20 protein-coding genes are annotated in these 17,116 nt (G+C 52.2%); 16 read left to right on the top strand and 4 right to left on the bottom strand.

Annotation, left to right across the window (positions count from 1 at the left end; genetic code table 11):
• The first annotated feature begins 28 nt into the window (after positions 1-28).
• The 14 genes from OGX96_RS09080 to hisP all read left to right on the top strand — a co-directional run bounded on the left by OGX96_RS09080 (position 29) and on the right by hisP (position 13,104).
• Positions 29-1,042 (top strand): aspartate-semialdehyde dehydrogenase, encoded by a 1,014-nt coding sequence (locus OGX96_RS09080; protein ID WP_008785360.1) that lies wholly within the window; start codon positions 29-31, stop codon positions 1,040-1,042.
• A complete protein-coding gene (gene truA / locus OGX96_RS09075) occupies positions 1,042-1,854 on the top strand; it encodes a tRNA pseudouridine(38-40) synthase TruA (RefSeq protein ID WP_003028142.1) in 813 nt (270 codons plus the stop codon). Before OGX96_RS09080 ends, truA begins: the two co-directional genes overlap by 1 nt.
• Positions 1,855-1,878: 24 nt before the next feature.
• On the top strand, positions 1,879-2,538 hold the full coding sequence (locus OGX96_RS09070; protein ID WP_003028140.1) for a DedA family protein: 660 nt from the start codon (positions 1,879-1,881) through the stop codon (positions 2,536-2,538).
• A gap of 149 nt (positions 2,539-2,687) precedes the next feature.
• Entirely contained in the window at positions 2,688-3,602 is a 915-nt protein-coding gene (gene accD / locus OGX96_RS09065) for an acetyl-CoA carboxylase, carboxyltransferase subunit beta (RefSeq protein WP_167820162.1), read from the top strand.
• A gap of 192 nt (positions 3,603-3,794) precedes the next feature.
• Positions 3,795-5,063 (top strand): bifunctional tetrahydrofolate synthase/dihydrofolate synthase, encoded by a 1,269-nt coding sequence (gene folC, locus OGX96_RS09060; protein ID WP_137377455.1) that lies wholly within the window; start codon positions 3,795-3,797, stop codon positions 5,061-5,063.
• Complete coding sequence (gene dedD / locus OGX96_RS09055; RefSeq protein ID WP_003834793.1) at positions 5,053-5,721, top strand: cell division protein DedD; 669 nt, start codon at positions 5,053-5,055, stop codon at positions 5,719-5,721. Before folC ends, dedD begins: the two co-directional genes overlap by 11 nt.
• Before the next feature lie 213 nt (positions 5,722-5,934).
• A complete protein-coding gene (gene cvpA, locus OGX96_RS09050) occupies positions 5,935-6,423 on the top strand; it encodes a colicin V production protein (RefSeq protein WP_003028129.1) in 489 nt (162 codons plus the stop codon).
• A gap of 33 nt (positions 6,424-6,456) precedes the next feature.
• On the top strand, positions 6,457-7,974 hold the full coding sequence (gene purF / locus OGX96_RS09045) for an amidophosphoribosyltransferase (RefSeq protein WP_003028127.1): 1,518 nt from the start codon (positions 6,457-6,459) through the stop codon (positions 7,972-7,974).
• Positions 7,975-8,070: 96 nt separating this feature from the next.
• Complete coding sequence (locus OGX96_RS09040) at positions 8,071-8,640, top strand: UbiX family flavin prenyltransferase (RefSeq protein WP_003028125.1); 570 nt, start codon at positions 8,071-8,073, stop codon at positions 8,638-8,640.
• A gap of 287 nt (positions 8,641-8,927) precedes the next feature.
• Positions 8,928-9,710, top strand: a complete 783-nt coding sequence (gene argT, locus OGX96_RS09035; protein WP_006683634.1) for a lysine/arginine/ornithine ABC transporter substrate-binding protein ArgT — start codon at positions 8,928-8,930, stop codon at positions 9,708-9,710.
• A gap of 247 nt (positions 9,711-9,957) precedes the next feature.
• A complete protein-coding gene (gene hisJ / locus OGX96_RS09030) occupies positions 9,958-10,740 on the top strand; it encodes a histidine ABC transporter substrate-binding protein HisJ (RefSeq protein WP_003028120.1) in 783 nt (260 codons plus the stop codon).
• 186 nt (positions 10,741-10,926) lie between these two features.
• Positions 10,927-11,613 (top strand): histidine ABC transporter permease HisQ, encoded by a 687-nt coding sequence (locus tag OGX96_RS09025; RefSeq protein ID WP_003028118.1) that lies wholly within the window; start codon positions 10,927-10,929, stop codon positions 11,611-11,613.
• A complete protein-coding gene (hisM, locus tag OGX96_RS09020) occupies positions 11,610-12,317 on the top strand; it encodes a histidine ABC transporter permease HisM (RefSeq protein ID WP_003028116.1) in 708 nt (235 codons plus the stop codon). The genes OGX96_RS09025 and hisM overlap by 4 nt, the downstream gene beginning before the upstream one ends.
• Positions 12,318-12,330: 13 nt before the next feature.
• On the top strand, positions 12,331-13,104 hold the full coding sequence (hisP, locus tag OGX96_RS09015) for a histidine ABC transporter ATP-binding protein HisP (RefSeq protein ID WP_003028114.1): 774 nt from the start codon (positions 12,331-12,333) through the stop codon (positions 13,102-13,104).
• Positions 13,105-13,137: 33 nt separating this feature from the next.
• Here hisP and OGX96_RS09010 read toward each other — a convergent pair whose 3' ends face one another.
• The 4 genes from OGX96_RS09010 to yfcG all read right to left on the bottom strand — a co-directional run bounded on the left by OGX96_RS09010 (position 13,138) and on the right by yfcG (position 15,691).
• The gene (locus OGX96_RS09010) at positions 13,138-13,653 is read right to left on the bottom strand and encodes a GNAT family N-acetyltransferase (protein ID WP_071845290.1); all 516 of its coding nucleotides are present in this window, start codon (positions 13,651-13,653) and stop codon (positions 13,138-13,140) included.
• Positions 13,654-13,724: 71 nt separating this feature from the next.
• On the bottom strand, positions 13,725-14,618 hold the full coding sequence (locus OGX96_RS09005) for a TIGR01777 family oxidoreductase (RefSeq protein ID WP_286582770.1): 894 nt from the start codon (positions 14,616-14,618) through the stop codon (positions 13,725-13,727).
• Between the two features lie 20 nt (positions 14,619-14,638).
• Positions 14,639-15,001, bottom strand: coding sequence for a dihydroneopterin triphosphate 2'-epimerase (gene folX, locus OGX96_RS09000; protein ID WP_003028107.1), 363 nt, complete (start codon positions 14,999-15,001; stop codon positions 14,639-14,641).
• A 54-nt stretch (positions 15,002-15,055) separates the two neighbouring features.
• Complete coding sequence (gene yfcG, locus OGX96_RS08995) at positions 15,056-15,691, bottom strand: GSH-dependent disulfide bond oxidoreductase (RefSeq protein ID WP_020996685.1); 636 nt, start codon at positions 15,689-15,691, stop codon at positions 15,056-15,058.
• Positions 15,692-15,825: 134 nt separating this feature from the next.
• Between yfcG and yfcF the strand changes: the two genes are divergently transcribed.
• Positions 15,826-16,470 (top strand): glutathione transferase, encoded by a 645-nt coding sequence (gene yfcF, locus OGX96_RS08990; protein WP_003834778.1) that lies wholly within the window; start codon positions 15,826-15,828, stop codon positions 16,468-16,470.
• A 55-nt stretch (positions 16,471-16,525) separates the two neighbouring features.
• Complete coding sequence (gene yfcE / locus OGX96_RS08985; RefSeq protein ID WP_048215855.1) at positions 16,526-17,077, top strand: phosphodiesterase; 552 nt, start codon at positions 16,526-16,528, stop codon at positions 17,075-17,077.
• Positions 17,078-17,116: the final 39 nt, after the last annotated feature.

The raw sequence follows: 17,116 nt of genomic DNA, 5'->3' as shown, positions 1-17,116 counted from the left end.
GCTTACGTATTTCTTGGAGTAAATCACCATGTCTGAAGGCTGGAATATTGCCATTCTGGGCGCAACGGGCGCCGTAGGCGAAGCCCTGCTCGATACGCTGGCTGAACGCCAGTTCCCGGTCGGTGAAATTTATGCGCTGGCGCGTAATGAAAGCGCCGGTGAACATCTGCGTTTTAACGGTAAATCGGTCATAGTGCAGGACGTTGCAGACTTTGACTGGACGCAGGCACAGTTGGCATTTTTTGTTGCGGGCGCTGAAGCCACCGCCGCCTGGGTAGAAGAAGCCACTAATGCAGGTTGCCTGGTGATTGACAGCAGCGGTCTGTTCGCGCTTGAGCCAGACGTTCCGCTGGTGGTTCCGGACGTTAACCCGTTCGTGCTGGCGGATTACCGTAACCGCAATGTGATTGCGGTGCCTAACAGTCTGACCAGCCAACTGCTGTCTGCACTGAAACCGTTGATTGATGACGGTGGGCTTTCGCGTATTACGGTGACCAATATTATCTCAGCTTCCGCTCATGGCAAAAAAGCGGTGGATGCGCTGGCCGGACAGAGTGCAAAACTGCTTAACGGTATCCCGATTGACGAAGATGATTTCTTTGGCCGTCAGTTGGCATTCAACATGCTGCCGCTGCTGCCCGATCGTGAAGGTAGCGTGCGTGAAGAACGTCGTATCGTTGATGAAGTGCGCAAAATTATGCAGGATGACGGTCTGCTCATCTCTGCCAGCATCGTGCAGTCCCCGGTATTTTATGGCCACGCGCAGATGGTGAATTTTGAGGCCCTGCGCCCGTTGGCGGCGGAAGAAGCGCGCGATGCGTTTTCACGCGGTGAAGACGTGGTGTTGTCGGAAGAGACCGATTTCCCGACCCAGGTTGGCGATGCATCGGGCACGCCGCACCTTTCTATTGGCTGCGTGCATAATGATTACGGTATGCCAGAGCAGGTTCAGTTCTGGTCTGTGGCGGACAACGTACGCTTTGGCGGCGCGTTAATGGCGGTGAAAATAGCGGAAAAACTGGTGCAGGAGTACCTGTACTAATGTCTGACCAGCAACAGCCGTCAACCCATAAAATTGCGCTGGGCATTGAGTATGACGGCAGCAAATATTATGGCTGGCAGCGCCAGAACGAAGTGCGTAGCGTTCAGGAAAAACTGGAAAAAGCGCTCTCTCAGGTGGCGAATGAACGCATCAATGTTTTTTGTGCAGGACGCACGGATGCGGGCGTTCATGGCACTGGGCAGGTCGTGCATTTTGAAACCACTGCCCAGCGTAAAGATGCGGCCTGGACACTGGGGGTAAATGCGAATTTACCTGGTGACATCGCCGTGCGCTGGGTTAAAGCTGTACCCGATGATTTTCATGCCCGATTTAGCGCCACGGCTCGCCGTTATCGCTACATCATCTACAATCATCGGTTGCGCCCTGCGGTTTTGGGTAAAGGGGTAACCCATTACTATGAACCGCTGGACGCTGAGCGTATGCATCGTGCGGCCCAGTGTCTGATTGGCGAAAATGATTTTACCTCGTTTCGAGCGGTGCAGTGTCAGTCGCGCACGCCGTGGCGAAACGTGATGCACATTAACGTCGAACGTTTCGGTGCATATGTGGTGGTGGATATTAAAGCGAATGCCTTTGTACATCATATGGTCAGGAATATTGTCGGCAGCCTGATGGAAGTTGGCGCCAACAACCAGCCGGAGAGCTGGATAGCAGAACTGTTAGCGGCAAAGGACAGAACGCTGGCAGCGGCAACGGCGAAAGCGGAAGGATTGTATCTGGTTGCGGTAGATTACCCGGACCGGTTCGACCTGCCAAAACCGCCAATGGGCCCGCTATTTCTGGCGGACTAATTTGAGTCGTATAAAGGCAAAACTATGGACCTGATTTACTTTCTTATCGATTTTATCCTGCACATTGATGTGCACCTGGCGGAGCTGGTTGCGGAATACGGTATCTGGGTATACGCCATTCTGTTTCTGATCCTGTTCTGTGAAACCGGGCTGGTGGTGACACCATTCCTGCCAGGGGACTCGCTGCTGTTTGTTGCGGGTGCGCTTTCTGCGCTGCCAACCAACGATCTTAATGTTCATCTGATGGTGGCACTGATGATTGTGGCGGCGATTGTAGGCGATGCGGTGAACTACACTATTGGCCGATTGTTCGGGGAAAAACTTTTCAGTAACCCGAACTCCAAAATTTTCCGCCGCAGCTACCTGGATAAAACCCATGCGTTCTACGAGCGTCATGGCGGTAAGACGATTATCCTGGCGCGTTTCGTGCCAATCGTGCGTACATTTGCGCCGTTTGTTGCCGGTATGGGACATATGTCCTACCGTCACTTTGCGATGTATAACGTCGTAGGCGCATTGCTGTGGGTATTGTTGTTCACCTACGCAGGCTACCTGTTCGGCGATCTGCCGATCGTCCAGGAAAACCTGAAATTATTGATTGTGGCGATTATCGTCCTTTCCGTATTGCCGGGGGTGATTGAAGTAATTCGCCATAAGCGTGCTGCGTCACGGGCTGCAAAATAGAAAGTAACTCAGCGGTTCGACCACTTTTTTATCCAAAGTTTCGGGCTGTTATGTTTTAATGTGCAACATTCATGGTCTGTTAGGGGCAAAAATGGCATTATGCGCCCCTTATAACAAAGCTGACTAGGGTTCAGGCAGAAAGGTCACCAATGAGCTGGATTGAACGAATTAAAAGCAACATTACTCCCACCCGCAAGGCAAGCATTCCTGAAGGGGTGTGGACCAAGTGTGATAGCTGCGGTCAGGTTTTATACCGTGCTGAGCTGGAACGTAATCTTGAGGTCTGTCCGAAGTGTGACCATCATATGCGCATGTCGGCGCGCAATCGCCTGCATAGCCTGTTAGATGAAGGTTCTCTTGTGGAACTGGGTAGCGAGCTTGAGCCGAAAGACGTGCTGAAGTTTCGTGACTCCAAAAAATACAAAGACAGACTGGCTTCTGCGCAGAAAGAAACTGGCGAGAAAGATGCGCTGGTGGTGATGAAAGGCACACTTCACGGTATGCCGGTCGTTGCTGCGGCATTCGAGTTCGCGTTTATGGGCGGCTCCATGGGCTCTGTGGTCGGCGCGCGTTTTGTCCGTGCCGTTGAGCAGGCGCTGGAAGACAACTGTCCGCTGATCTGCTTCTCCGCTTCTGGCGGGGCGCGTATGCAGGAAGCGCTGATGTCTTTGATGCAGATGGCGAAAACCTCTGCTGCGCTGGCGAAAATGCAGGAACGCGGTTTACCGTATATTTCTGTACTGACCGACCCAACAATGGGTGGTGTTTCCGCAAGCTTCGCGATGCTGGGCGATCTCAACATTGCAGAACCGAAAGCATTGATCGGCTTCGCTGGTCCGCGTGTTATCGAGCAAACCGTACGTGAGAAACTGCCGCCGGGATTCCAGCGCAGCGAGTTCCTGATTGAAAAAGGCGCTATCGATATGATCGTTCGCCGTCCGGAAATGCGCCTGAAACTGGCAAGCATCCTGGCGAAGCTGATGAATCTTCCTGCGCCGAATCCGGATGAGCCGCGTGAAGGCGAAGTGGTACCTCCGGTTCCCGATCATGAACCAGAGGCCTGATAGTTTACGCTATGGGTTTCGGGTTGCAGGCAGGCGACAAGAGTGTTAATCCCGATGAACTTACACCGTTAAGTGATTCGGGAGAGCGAGTACAGCCAACACATCTGCAACGTGGAAAACGACGTGTAAAAAAGGGCAGGCCGGTTGGCGCTGCCCTTTTGCTTTTCTCAACGTAAAGAATCTACAGGCATCATGGACAATAAACGTATCCCTCAAGCCGCGTCGCCCCTGGCGTCGTGGCTTTCTTATCTTGAAAACCTGCACAGTAAAACCATCGATCTGGGCCTTGAACGCGTCAGCCAGGTGGCGCGTAAACTGGGTGTGTTGAAACCTGCGCCATTTGTTTTTACGGTGGCAGGAACCAATGGGAAAGGCACAACCTGTCGTACGCTGGAATCTGTGCTGACTGCGGCAGGCTATAAAGTTGGGGTGTACAGTTCGCCTCATCTGGTGCGCTACACGGAACGCGTGCGCGTGCAGGGGCGTGAACTGCCGGAATCAGCTCATACCGCCTCGTTTGCTGAGATTGAAGACGCACGTGGTGACATTTCCCTGACTTACTTTGAATACGGTACGTTATCGGCACTCTGGCTGTTTAAACAGGCCCAACTGGATGTTGTTATTCTGGAAGTGGGGTTAGGCGGCCGCCTTGACGCCACCAATATCGTCGATGCCGATGTCGCAGTAGTCACCAGTATTGCGCTTGACCATACTGACTGGCTGGGCCCGGATCGCGAAAGTATTGGTCGTGAGAAGGCAGGGATTTTCCGCGCAGAGAAACCGGCCATCGTCGGCGAACCGGAAATGCCTTACACCATCGCGGATGTCGCTCAGGAGAGCGGGGCGATTTTGCAGCGCTGCGGTGTGGACTGGCGCTATGCGGTCACGGAGAATGACTGGTCGTTTACGGACGCTCATGGAACGTTGACGCACCTGCCGTTGCCGCAGGTGCCACAACCTAACGCTGCAACCGCACTGGCCGCACTGCGCGCAAGCGGTCTTAACGTCAGCGAGCAGGCCATTCGTGACGGTATCGAACAAGCGATTTTACCGGGACGCTTCCAGATTGTGAGCGAGTCGCCGCGGGTGATTTTTGATGTTGCCCATAACCCGCATGCGGCGGAGTATCTGACCGGACGTCTGAAAAAGTTAGTGAAAAGCGGGCGTGTACTTGCGGTTATCGGTATGCTACATGATAAAGATATTGCAGGTACGTTGGCCTGGCTGAAAAGTGTGGTTGACGACTGGTACTGTGCGCCCCTGGAAGGGCCGCGTGGTGCAACGGCAGAACAGCTGCTGGAGCACCTGGGCAAAGGCAACGCTTATGACAGCGTGGCGCAGGCATGGGCTGCGGCACTTGCTGAGGCGAAGCCAGAAGATACCGTGTTGGTGTGTGGATCGTTTCACACTGTCGCACATGTCATGGAAGTAATAGACGTGGGGAGAAGCGGTGGCGAGTAAGTTTCAGAATCGATTAGTCGGCACAATTGTGCTGGTCGCGCTCGGGGTGATTGTGCTTCCCGGGCTGCTTGACGGGCAGAAAAAGCATTATCAGGATGAATTTGCAGCGATCCCACTGGTGCCTAAACCCGGCGATCGCGATGAACCAGACATGATGCCTGCAGCAACGCAGGCACTGCCGACTCAGCCGCCGGAAGGGGCGGCAGAAGAGGTGCGTGCGGGTGATGCTGCCGCGCCATCGTTGGATCCATCACGTTTGACGACGGCAAACAGCGCGGAGTTAGATCCTGTCCCTGCGCCTGTGGAACCACCGAAACCTAAACCGAAACCGCAGCCTGTTGCCGTCGCCCCGACGCCAACACCGGCACCGACTCCAGCGCCGAAACCGGCCGCTGAGGAAGCGCCAGCGCCAACCGGCAAAGCGTACGTTGTACAACTCGGTGCGCTGAAAAACGCGGATAAGGTCAATGAGATCGTGGGTAAACTTCGTGGCGCGGGCTTCCGGGTATATACTTCCCCGTCAACGCCGGTGCAGGGTAAAATAACCCGCATTCTCGTAGGGCCTGACGCCTCCAAAGATAAGCTGAAGAACTCGCTGGGCGAGCTGCAGAAGATCTCTGGTTTGAGCGGGGTGGTGATGGGGTATACCCCTAACTAAGGGATTGCGTTACGTTGCTCTGATGTAGGCCGGACAAGGTGTTTACACCGCCATCCGGCAGTGTCCGAAGAGGCATAAAATCGTATGGCGTTGAAGATTTTTTCAGCGCCATTTTTATTTACGCGTGGAAAGGAAATCCCTACGCAAACGTTTTCTTTTTCTGTTAGAATGCGCCCCGAACAGGACGACAGGGCGTAAAATCGTGGGACACATATGGTCTGGATTGATTACGCCATTATCGCGGTGATTGGTTTTTCCTGTCTGGTTAGCCTGATCCGTGGCTTTGTTCGTGAAGCATTATCGTTGGTGACTTGGGGTTGTGCTTTCTTTGTCGCCAGCCATTACTACACTTACCTGTCTGTCTGGTTTACGGGCTTTGAAGACGAACTGGTTCGAAATGGGATTGCTATCGCGATACTGTTCATCGCGACACTTATCGTCGGCGCTATCGTTAACTTTGTGATAGGCCAACTGGTAGAGAAAACAGGACTGTCGGGTACCGACAGAGTGTTGGGGATTTGCTTCGGTGCTTTGCGTGGAGCGTTGATCGTCGCCGCCATACTGTTCTTTCTCGATACCTTTACCGGTCTGTCGAAAAGTGAAGACTGGGGTAAGTCACAGCTGATCCCGCAGTTCAGTTTCATCATCAGATGGTTCTTTGACTATCTGCAAAGCTCGTCAAGTTTCTTGCCCAAAGTATAAACTTTGGGTCGTTGCTGAACGAGGAAAAGACGTATGTGCGGTATTGTCGGTATCGCCGGTGTTATGCCGGTAAACCAGTCGATTTATGACGCGTTAACGGTGCTCCAGCATCGTGGTCAGGATGCTGCGGGCATCATCACCATTGATGCCAACAACTGCTTCCGCTTGCGTAAAGCAAACGGAATGGTGAGCGATATTTTTGAAGCGCGCCATATGCAGCGTTTGCAGGGCAATATGGGCATCGGTCATGTGCGTTACCCAACGGCTGGCAGCTCCAGCGCCTCCGAAGCTCAACCTTTTTACGTCAACTCACCGTATGGCATTACGCTTGCCCACAATGGCAACCTGACCAATGCACATGAGTTGCGTAAAAAGCTGTTTGAAGAAAAGCGCCGCCACATCAATACCACTTCAGATTCTGAAATTCTGCTGAATATTTTCGCCAGCGAGCTGGATAACTTCCGCCATTACCCGCTGGAAGCCGACAATATTTTTGCGGCCATTGCGGCAACCAACCGCCAGATTCGCGGCGCCTATGCCTGCGTGGCGATGATTATCGGTCACGGTATGGTTGCCTTCCGCGACCCTAACGGTATCCGTCCGCTGGTGATGGGCAAACGCGATATTGGCGATGGCCGTACCGAGTACATGGTGGCGTCTGAGAGCGTAGCGCTGGATACGCTGGGCTTTGAATTCCTGCGCGACGTAGCACCTGGCGAAGCAGTGTACATCACCGAAAAAGGCCAGCTGTTTACCCGTCAGTGTGCCGATAACCCGGTGAGCAATCCATGTCTGTTTGAATACGTTTACTTCGCACGTCCTGACTCCTTTATCGACAAAATTTCCGTCTACAGCGCCCGTGTGAATATGGGGACTAAGCTTGGCGAAAAAATTGCCCGTGAGTGGGAAGATCTGGACATCGACGTAGTAATCCCAATCCCGGAAACCTCCTGTGATATCGCGCTGGAAATTGCTCGTATTCTCGGTAAGCCGTACCGCCAGGGGTTTGTGAAAAACCGCTATGTGGGCCGTACCTTTATCATGCCGGGCCAGCAGTTGCGTCGTAAATCTGTGCGCCGTAAGCTGAACGCTAACCGTGCGGAATTCCGTGATAAAAACGTGCTGTTGGTGGATGACTCCATCGTGCGTGGCACCACCTCAGAACAGATTATCGAGATGGCGCGTGAAGCTGGCGCGAAAAAGGTGTATCTGGCCTCTGCCGCCCCGGAAATTCGCTTCCCGAACGTTTATGGCATCGATATGCCTACGGCGACGGAGCTGATTGCGCATGGTCGTGAAGTGGACGAGATTCGCCAGATAATCGGCGCAGATGGTCTGATCTTCCAGGATCTGAACGATCTGATTGAAGCTGTCCGTGCTGAGAACCCGGATATTCAGCAGTTTGAATGTTCAGTGTTTAACGGCGTGTACGTTACCAAAGATGTCGACCAGCAATATCTCGATTTCCTCGACTCCCTGCGTAATGACGATGCCAAAGCGGTATTGCGTCAGAACGAAGCGGAAAACCTTGAGATGCACAACGAAGGTTAATGTTTGCTCGCAAGCAAGGGCGCAACCTGCGCCCTTGCTTGCAACTCACCGTAATTTCCTGCAAAGTCGGCCCTGAGCAAGTAAGGGCGATTACACATGAAACGACTCATCATTGGTATTTCTGGTGCAAGCGGGGCAATTTACGGCGTGCGCCTGTTGCAGGTATTGCGTGACGTCACTGATGTGGAAACCCACCTGGTGATGAGTGCCGCTGCCCGACAGACGCTGGCGCTGGAAACGGACCTCTCTGTGCGCGACGTGCAGGCGCTGGCAAATGTGAATCATGATACCCGTGATATCGCCGCCAGTATCTCCTCCGGCTCTTTTCAGACTGCCGGAATGGTTATTCTGCCTTGTTCAATCAAAACGCTTTCTGGCATCGTCCACAGTTACACCGATGGGTTGCTTACCCGTGCGGCAGATGTGGTGTTGAAAGAACGTCGTCCGCTGGTGCTGTGTGTACGCGAAACGCCGCTGCATCTGGGGCATTTGCGATTGATGACGCAGGCGGCAGAAATTGGGGCGGTAATTATGCCACCTGTCCCGGCGTTTTATCATCGTCCGCAAACGCTCGATGATGTGATTAATCAAACGGTTAATCGCGTGCTTGACCAGTTTGATATTACCCTTCCGCAGGACCTGTTCACCCGCTGGCAAGGGGCGTAAGCCGTTCCATCAGCGTGCAAAGAATCATCCGTTGCCCTGTTTCAGGGCAATTTTGTAACCGCGATCATATCCTCAACATTTAATTCGTTAAAACTCAACGAAACGCTGCGGTTCAACCGCCAGACCTGCTATCTTCAAAATCAGGACATTATTGCAACGTTTTATTAACATATTTAACGTCGAATATCCTCATCGACGTGAAAATGGCATAAGACATGCATGAAAAAGTCTGCAAACACACAACACAACGTAAAACATAATAAAATTACGCCACTTGAGGGTTATGTATGAAGAAGACGGTTCTTGCTTTGTCTTTGCTGGTAGGACTCTCCGCCACCGCGGCCAGCTACGCAGCACTTCCGCAGACGGTTCGTATTGGTACAGATACAACGTACGCTCCTTTTTCCTCTAAAGATGCCAAAGGCGACTTTGTCGGCTTCGATATCGATCTGGGAAATGAGATGTGTAAGCGCATGCAGATCAAATGCACCTGGGTTGCCAGTGACTTTGATGCGCTGATCCCATCGCTGAAAGCGAAAAAAATTGATGCCATCATCTCCTCGCTTTCTATCACCGAAAAGCGTCAGCAAGAGATTGCGTTCTCAGACAAACTTTACGCTGCAGACTCACGTCTGATCGCCGCGAAAGGTTCCCCAATTCAGCCGACTCTGGATTCCCTCAAGGGTAAACACGTTGGCGTCCTGCAAGGCTCTACTCAGGAAGCCTATGCCAATGACAACTGGCGCAGCAAAGGCGTGGACGTGGTGGCCTATGCGAACCAGGACCTCATCTATTCTGACCTGACGGCAGGCCGTCTGGACGCGGCATTGCAAGATGAAGTCGCGGCCAGCGAAGGCTTCCTGAAGCAGCCTGCTGGTAAGGATTACGCTTTTGCCGGTCCGTCTGTGAAAGATAAAAAATACTTTGGTGACGGAACTGGGATTGGCTTGCGCAAGGATGATGCAGAGCTGAAAGCCGCTTTCGACAAAGCGCTGGGCGAACTGCGTAAAGACGGCACCTACGACAAAATGGCGAGCAAATATTTTAATTTTAATGTCTACGGCGATTAATACAGCGGCGTGGGGAATTGACTGCACCATTGCGGGTAACCATTTCGGTGCATAATAAATTCAGTGCACTGTTTTGGTGCTTTTATCGCTGACTTAATAAGCATGAGTGCATACTTAAGCGCTTTTCATGCAAATAAATACCGCCGACAGGGTAGAATGCTTTGCCTTGTCGGCCTGATTAATGGCACGATAACTGCACCTGGTCCTGTAAAGATCCCCTATAAAAGACAGTCTGTTGAGGATAGTTATGAAAAAACTGGTGTTGTCTCTTTCTCTGGTTCTGGCTTTCTCCAGTGCTACCGCAGCATTTGCAGCCATTCCGCAAAAAATTCGTATCGGTACCGATCCTACTTATGCGCCGTTCGAATCGAAGAATGCGCAGGGTGAATTAGTCGGTTTTGATATCGATCTGGCTAAAGAACTGTGCAAACGTATCAATACGCAATGTACCTTCGTGGAAAACCCGCTGGACGCGCTGATCCCTTCGCTAAAAGCGAAGAAAATCGATGCCATCATGTCCTCGCTTTCCATTACTGAAAAACGTCAGCAGGAAATCGCATTTACCGACAAGCTTTATGCAGCCGATTCGCGTCTGGTTGTCGCTAAAGATTCTGCTATTCAGCCGACCATTGAGTCGCTGAAAGGCAAACGTGTTGGTGTGCTGCAGGGCACTACCCAGGAAACCTTCGGCAACGAACACTGGGCGCCAAAAGGTATTGAGATTGTCTCTTATCAGGGGCAGGACAATATCTATTCTGACCTGACTGCCGGGCGTATTGACGCCGCGTTCCAGGATGAAGTTGCGGCCAGCGAAGGCTTCCTGAAACAGCCAGTCGGTAAAGATTACAAATTCGGCGGCCCGTCTGTGAAAGACGAGAAGTTGTTCGGCGTGGGTACCGGTATGGGGCTGCGCAAAGACGATAATGAACTGCGCGAAGCGCTGAATAAAGCCTTTGCCGAAATGCGAGCTGACGGTACTTACGAGAAGCTGGCGAAAAAGTACTTCGATTTTGATGTTTACGGCGGTTAATTACCGCAGGTGCTGATAAAGCCCGTAGATTTTTGACGCGTTGAATTTATGCCCGATGGCACCGCGCTTATCCGGCCTACGGTGATTTTGTAGGCCGGATAAGGCAAGGCCGCCATCCGGCATTTAACGGTTAGTCTGAAATCAAAAGAGGCTTACTACTCCACCACACACGACAGGACAGGCAGCATGTTGTATGGCTTTTCAGGTGTTATTTTACAGGGCGCAATTGTTACGCTGGAGCTGGCACTCAGCTCGGTGGTACTGGCGGTTCTGATAGGTCTTGTCGGCGCAGCAGCAAAGCTGTCGCAAAGCCGGGCAATGGGGCTTATTTTCGAAGGGTACACAACGCTAATCCGCGGCGTGCCCGATCTGGTCTTAATGCTGCTCATCTTCTACGGATTACAAATCGCGCTGAATACCATTACCGATGCCATCGGTATCGGCCAGATTGATATTGATCCGATGGTTGCGGGCATTATCACCCTTGGATTTATCTACGGCGCCTACTTTACCGAAACTTTTCGCGGTGCATTTATGGCTGTACCAAAAGGCCATATTGAAGCCGCGACGGCGTTTGGCTTTACCAGCTCACAAATATTTCGTCGCATTATGTTCCCGGCGATGATGCGTTATGCCTTACCGGGAATCGGTAATAACTGGCAGGTTATTCTTAAGGCTACGGCGCTGGTATCGTTGCTTGGACTTGAAGACGTGGTGAAAGCGACTCAGCTTGCCGGGAAGAGTACCTGGGAGCCGTTCTATTTTGCCGTCGTGTGCGGGGTCATCTATCTGGTGTTTACCACTGTTTCTAATGGTGTGCTGCTGTACCTTGAGCGCCGCTATTCCGTGGGTGTGAAGAGGGCTGACCTGTGATCGAGATTATTCAGGAATACTGGAAGTCCCTGCTGTGGACCGACGGATATCGCTATACTGGCGTCGCTATCACCCTGTGGCTTTTGATTTCGTCAGTAGTGATGGGCGGAATACTGGCACTCTTTTTGGCGATTGGTCGCGTTTCCAGTAATAAATTTATCCAGTTTCCCATCTGGCTGTTCACCTATATTTTTCGTGGGACGCCGCTGTACGTTCAGCTACTGGTGTTTTATTCCGGGATGTATACGCTGGAGATAGTTAAAGGCACGGACTTCCTCAACGCGTTTTTCCGCAGCGGGCTGAATTGCACCGTGCTGGCGCTGACGCTGAATACCTGCGCCTATACCACGGAGATTTTCGCCGGGGCTATTCGTTCCGTGCCTCACGGTGAGATTGAGGCTGCGCGCGCATACGGTTTCTCGTCATTCAAACTGTATCGCTGCATTATTTTACCTTCCGCGCTGCGTATTGCGCTGCCGGCATACAGCAATGAAGTCATTTTAATGCTGCACTCCACGGCGCTGGCATTTACTGCAACGGTACCTGATTTGTTGAAAATCGCTCGCGATATCAACTCGGCAACATATCAGCCGTTTACCGCCTTCGGTATTGCCGCTGTGCTGTATTTGATTATTTCGTATGTCCTGATCAGTCTGTTCCGTAAAGCGGAAAAACGCTGGTTGCAGCATGTATCCTCTAAATGATTCGAGTAACACGATGTCTGAAAATAAATTAAACGTTATCGATTTACATAAGCACTACGGCGAACATGAAGTGCTGAAAGGGGTATCGCTGCAGGCCAACGCGGGTGATGTTATCAGCATTATTGGCTCGTCAGGTTCCGGTAAAAGTACCTTCCTGCGCTGCATTAACTTTCTTGAGAAACCGAGTGCCGGGTCGATTGTCGTCAGCGGTCAGAACATTGGTCTGGTGCGCGACAAAGACGGCCAGTTGAAAGTTGCGGACAAAAATCAGCTACGCCTGCTGCGTACGCGTCTGACGATGGTCTTTCAGCACTTTAATCTGTGGAGCCACATGACAGTGCTGGAAAACGTCATGGAAGCGCCGATTCAGGTGTTGGGGCTGAGCAAGCAGGAAGCCCGCGACCGTGCGGTGAAGTATCTGGCTAAAGTGGGCATTGATGAGCGCGCACAGGGCAAATATCCGGTGCACCTGTCCGGTGGTCAGCAGCAGCGTGTTTCCATTGCCCGTGCGCTGGCGATGGAACCGGAAGTGTTATTGTTTGATGAACCTACGTCGGCGCTTGATCCTGAGCTGGTGGGTGAAGTGCTGCGCATTATGCAACAGCTGGCTGAAGAGGGGAAAACCATGGTGGTGGTGACCCACGAAATGGGGTTTGCCCGTCATGTTTCCACGCACGTGATTTTCCTGCATCAGGGGAAAATTGAGGAAGAGGGTGACCCGGAGCAGGTATTTGGTAATCCGCAAAGCCCGCGTTTGCAGCAGTTCCTTAAAGGATCGCTGAAGTAAGTCAACAGCCCGGAGGCGCTACGCTTTCCGGGCTTACAATTTTAGCGCGTCGCGCTCCAGCCGAAACACCCAGTCGTCGTAAGCGATGCCGTCAATCTCATACGCCTTTTCCAGTACCTGCGTACGTACAAAGCCTGTCTTTTCCAGAATACGGATTGAACCCTTGTTATCCGCCAGCGCGTATGCGTTTATCGCCGTCACACCTGCATGCTCGAAGGCATACTGGCACACCGCACGCACGGCTTCGCTGGCAATACCTTTCCCCTGAGCCTGTGGCATGATGGCGTAGCCGAGGTCGGCTTCCTGCGGGTAAAGATGGCTGATTTGCAGACCAATATCGCCAAGTGGAGTCGGGCTGTTATGTTCGCGGATGACGAAAGTGTGCTGTGCGGCCAGACGTCTGGCGAATAACAGCCGCGTATCTTTCGCCGGGGCGATGTTGCCCATATAGCGCATGACTTCAGGACATTCACGGAGTTTCTGGAAAAATGACCAGTCAGAAAATTGAAACAAAGAGAGGGTAAGTCGGGGAGTCGATATTATCGCCATAACGTCGCCATTGCGGAAATCTGGTCTATAACCTTACCACCACAACGGCGACTGTGAATAGTGCATTGGGGTTATCGGATGACATCCGCCAGCGCTTCTTCTAAATCGTACCAGCGAAACGTAAAACCGGAAGCTTCCAGACGTTTGGGCAATGCGCGTTGTCCACCAAGGACCAGTACTGACGATTCCCCCATCAGCAGTCGCATAGCGGTGGCGGGAACGCGCAGAATTGCAGGGCGGTTCAGAGCGTGACCCAGCGCGTGGGCAAACTGCTCATTGTGCACAGGGTATGGCGAAACCATATTGAAGGGACCGCGTAGATCGTTATTCAGCAGCCAGATAATTCCGTTGACCATATCATCAACATGGATCCAGGCCATATACTGGCGTCCGTTACCGATCGGGCCGCCTAAGCCAAGACGAAACGGCGGGACCATTTTTGCCAGAATGCCGCCTGCTGAGGCCAGTACCACGCCGGTACGCAGCATACACACGCGGGTTTTGTCGCTTTGCGCAGTGCTGGCAATTTGCTCCCAGCGGGCGCACAGCTTGTGGGTAAATTCGTTATGCGGTGGCTCTTCTTCCGTAACCACAACTTCGCCCAAATCGCCGTAGTAACCGGTAGCGGAACCGGAGAGTAACACTGAGGGCGGCGTCTCGCTGGCATTGATTAAATCGACCAGTTTCTGCGTAATGCCCCAACGGCTCTGGCACAAGCGTTCCTTTTGCTGTGCGCTCCAGCGCTTATCTGCAATAGGCTCTCCGGCAAGGTTAATCACGGCATCAATATTATTGAGATGTTGCCGCTCTTCCAGTCCTTTCCATAACGTGACCCGAGAGTCGAGAATCTGACGAGCCTTATCAGGGGTACGTGTCACTACGATTATCTGATGCCCCAGTTCCAGCAGGCAGGGGATCAGATGACGTCCAATCAGGCCAGTACCGCCGGTAATCAGAATCTGCATGTCGCCTCCCGGGTTACGTTTTAGCGCTGCCAGCTCAGCGTCATTGATACTGAGTCGGCGTAACGCAATGCGTGAAGTTTATCTATCTCCACTTCAGCATAAGTGACCCAGTGATGTTCGCGTGCGATATCGAGCACATCTTGAGTTAATTTTTCTAACAATGAGAAGCGGTTACCCTCCACGTGGGCAATGATGCTTTTGGTTATAGTGCGATAATTCAGCGCGTCGTTGATATCTTCGCTGGTACGGGCTTTGTCTGCCGGATAGTGAATGGCAATGTTGATGACGATATCCTGGCGATTAAGGATCTCCTCTTCTTTGATGCCGATAAAGGTGCGCAGACGAAGGTTTTTTATACGAATAATGGCGTCAGGTTGTGACATTGCAGGTTTCCTCCATGTATGAACCTCTGCATGATACACGAGAACCGAATTGCGTCACCGCTTCTCACTCAGTGCTTGCTGCATGGCGCGTTCCGTGGCAGGACGCGTACGGATGCGTTCGTGCCAGTTATTGACCGCCGGGTAATTGTCGAGGTCGATGCGCTGACGCTGATGGGCGTGGATCCACGGCCAGCAGGCAATGTCAGCAATGCTGTAGTGATCGCCTCCCAGCCAGGGTGACGTTTCCAGACGTTTATTCATCACGTTGTACAGGCGCTGGGTTTCAACCTGGTATCTTTCAATAGCGTAAGGGATCGTTTGCGGAGCGTAATGACTGAAATGATGATTCTGCCCCAGCATGGGACCCAGACCGCTGACCTGCCAGAATAGCCACTGCAGTGTGGTGTGGCGTTCGCGTAATTCACCGCTGAGCAGCTTACCGCTCTTCTCCGCCAGATAGAGTAAAATTTCTCCGGACTCAAACAAGCTGATGGGCCTTCCGCCATCTTCCGGCGCATGATCGATAATGGCCGGGATTTTATTGTTCGGCGAGATCAGCAGAAAATCGGGGCGAAACTGGCTGCCTTTGCTGATATCGACATGAATCAGACGGTATTGCAGCTGTGCCTCTTCAAGAAACAGCGTGATTTTGTGACCGTTTGGCGATGGCGTGTAATAGAGATCGATCATTTTCAGCATCCGTTTTGTCATGAACCGGGTCATTACAAGTATAGAGCCTGTTGGCGTGCGTGAGTTTTCATCAAGTGACAGCGAGAGAAAGACTCTATATTTTGAAGGCAAGCCAATACACTTCAGAGGACATTATGAGCAAATCTGCAATTACGCTGTGGTCAGATGCCAATTTTTTCTCCCCCTACGTGCTGTCTGTTTATGTCGCTCTGCAAGAGAAGGGGCTACCTTTCACGCTGAAAACCGTTGATCTCAATAGTGGTGAACACTTGCATCCTTCATGGCAAGGTTACGCCTTGACGCGCCGCGTACCGGTTCTTGAGATCGATGGTTTTGAACTGAGCGAATCATCAGCGATTACGGAATTCCTGGAAGAGAGCTTTGCACCGCCACAGTGGGAGCGTATCTACCCACACGATGTACAAAAGCGCGCGCGGGCGCGCCAGGTTCAGGCGTGGATCCGCAGCGATTTAATGCCTATCCGTGAGGAACGATCAACAGATGTCGTTTTTGCTGGCGTGAAGAAAGGCCCGTTAAGCGAAGCGGGAAAAGCCAGTGCGGAAAAACTGTTCGCTACTGCGAGCAGTTTACTGAGCCACGGTAAGCAGAATTTATTTGGCGAATGGTGTATCGCTGACTGCGATTTAGCGCTAATGCTTAATCGCCTGGTCCTTAACGGCGATGAGGTTCCAGAAGCGCTTGCGGAATACGCCACCTTCCAGTGGCAGCGCGCTTCAGTACAGCGTTTTATCGCGCTTTCAGCGAAGCGTTCCTGCTGAAAAACGGGCCGTAATCCAGTATCATTACAAGGTAATTTTCAGCGAGGAGTGAGTGATGAAACTGATGTTCGCATCGGACATTCATGGTTCGTTGCCAGCCACGGAACGCGTACTCGAGCGGTTTGCTGCAAGCGGCGCGCAATGGCTGGTGATATTGGGTGATGTTTTAAACCACGGGCCGCGTAATGCGCTTCCAGAAGGCTATGCACCTGCGCAGGTTGCTGAACGGCTGAATGAGCTGGCATCGCGAATTATTGCGGTGCGTGGTAATTGCGACAGCGAAGTGGATCAGATGCTCCTGCATTTTCCGATGACTGCGCCGTGGCAGCAAATTCTGACAGAAAACCAGCGACTCTTTTTGACGCACGGACATCTTTTTGGCCCGCAAAATTTGCCGGCGCTCAATGCGGGCGATGTTCTGGTTTATGGGCATACTCATCTGCCGGTTGCTGAGCGGCGCGAGGGTATCTATCATTTCAATCCCGGCTCGGTAAGCATCCCGAAAGGGGGCTTTGCGGCAAGTTACGGGATTCTGGATGATAATGTTCTCAGCGTAATGGCACTCAATGATCAAAGTGTTATTGCACAGGTCGAGATTAATCCGTAATTTACCCCACAAACATAAACGCGCCGTAAGAGCGCCAGA

The sequence above is a fragment of the Citrobacter sp. Cpo100 genome (assembly GCF_030332595.1).
Taxonomy (GTDB): domain Bacteria; phylum Pseudomonadota; class Gammaproteobacteria; order Enterobacterales; family Enterobacteriaceae; genus Citrobacter; species Citrobacter portucalensis.
This window is presented reverse-complemented; position numbering and strand designations above follow the sequence as displayed.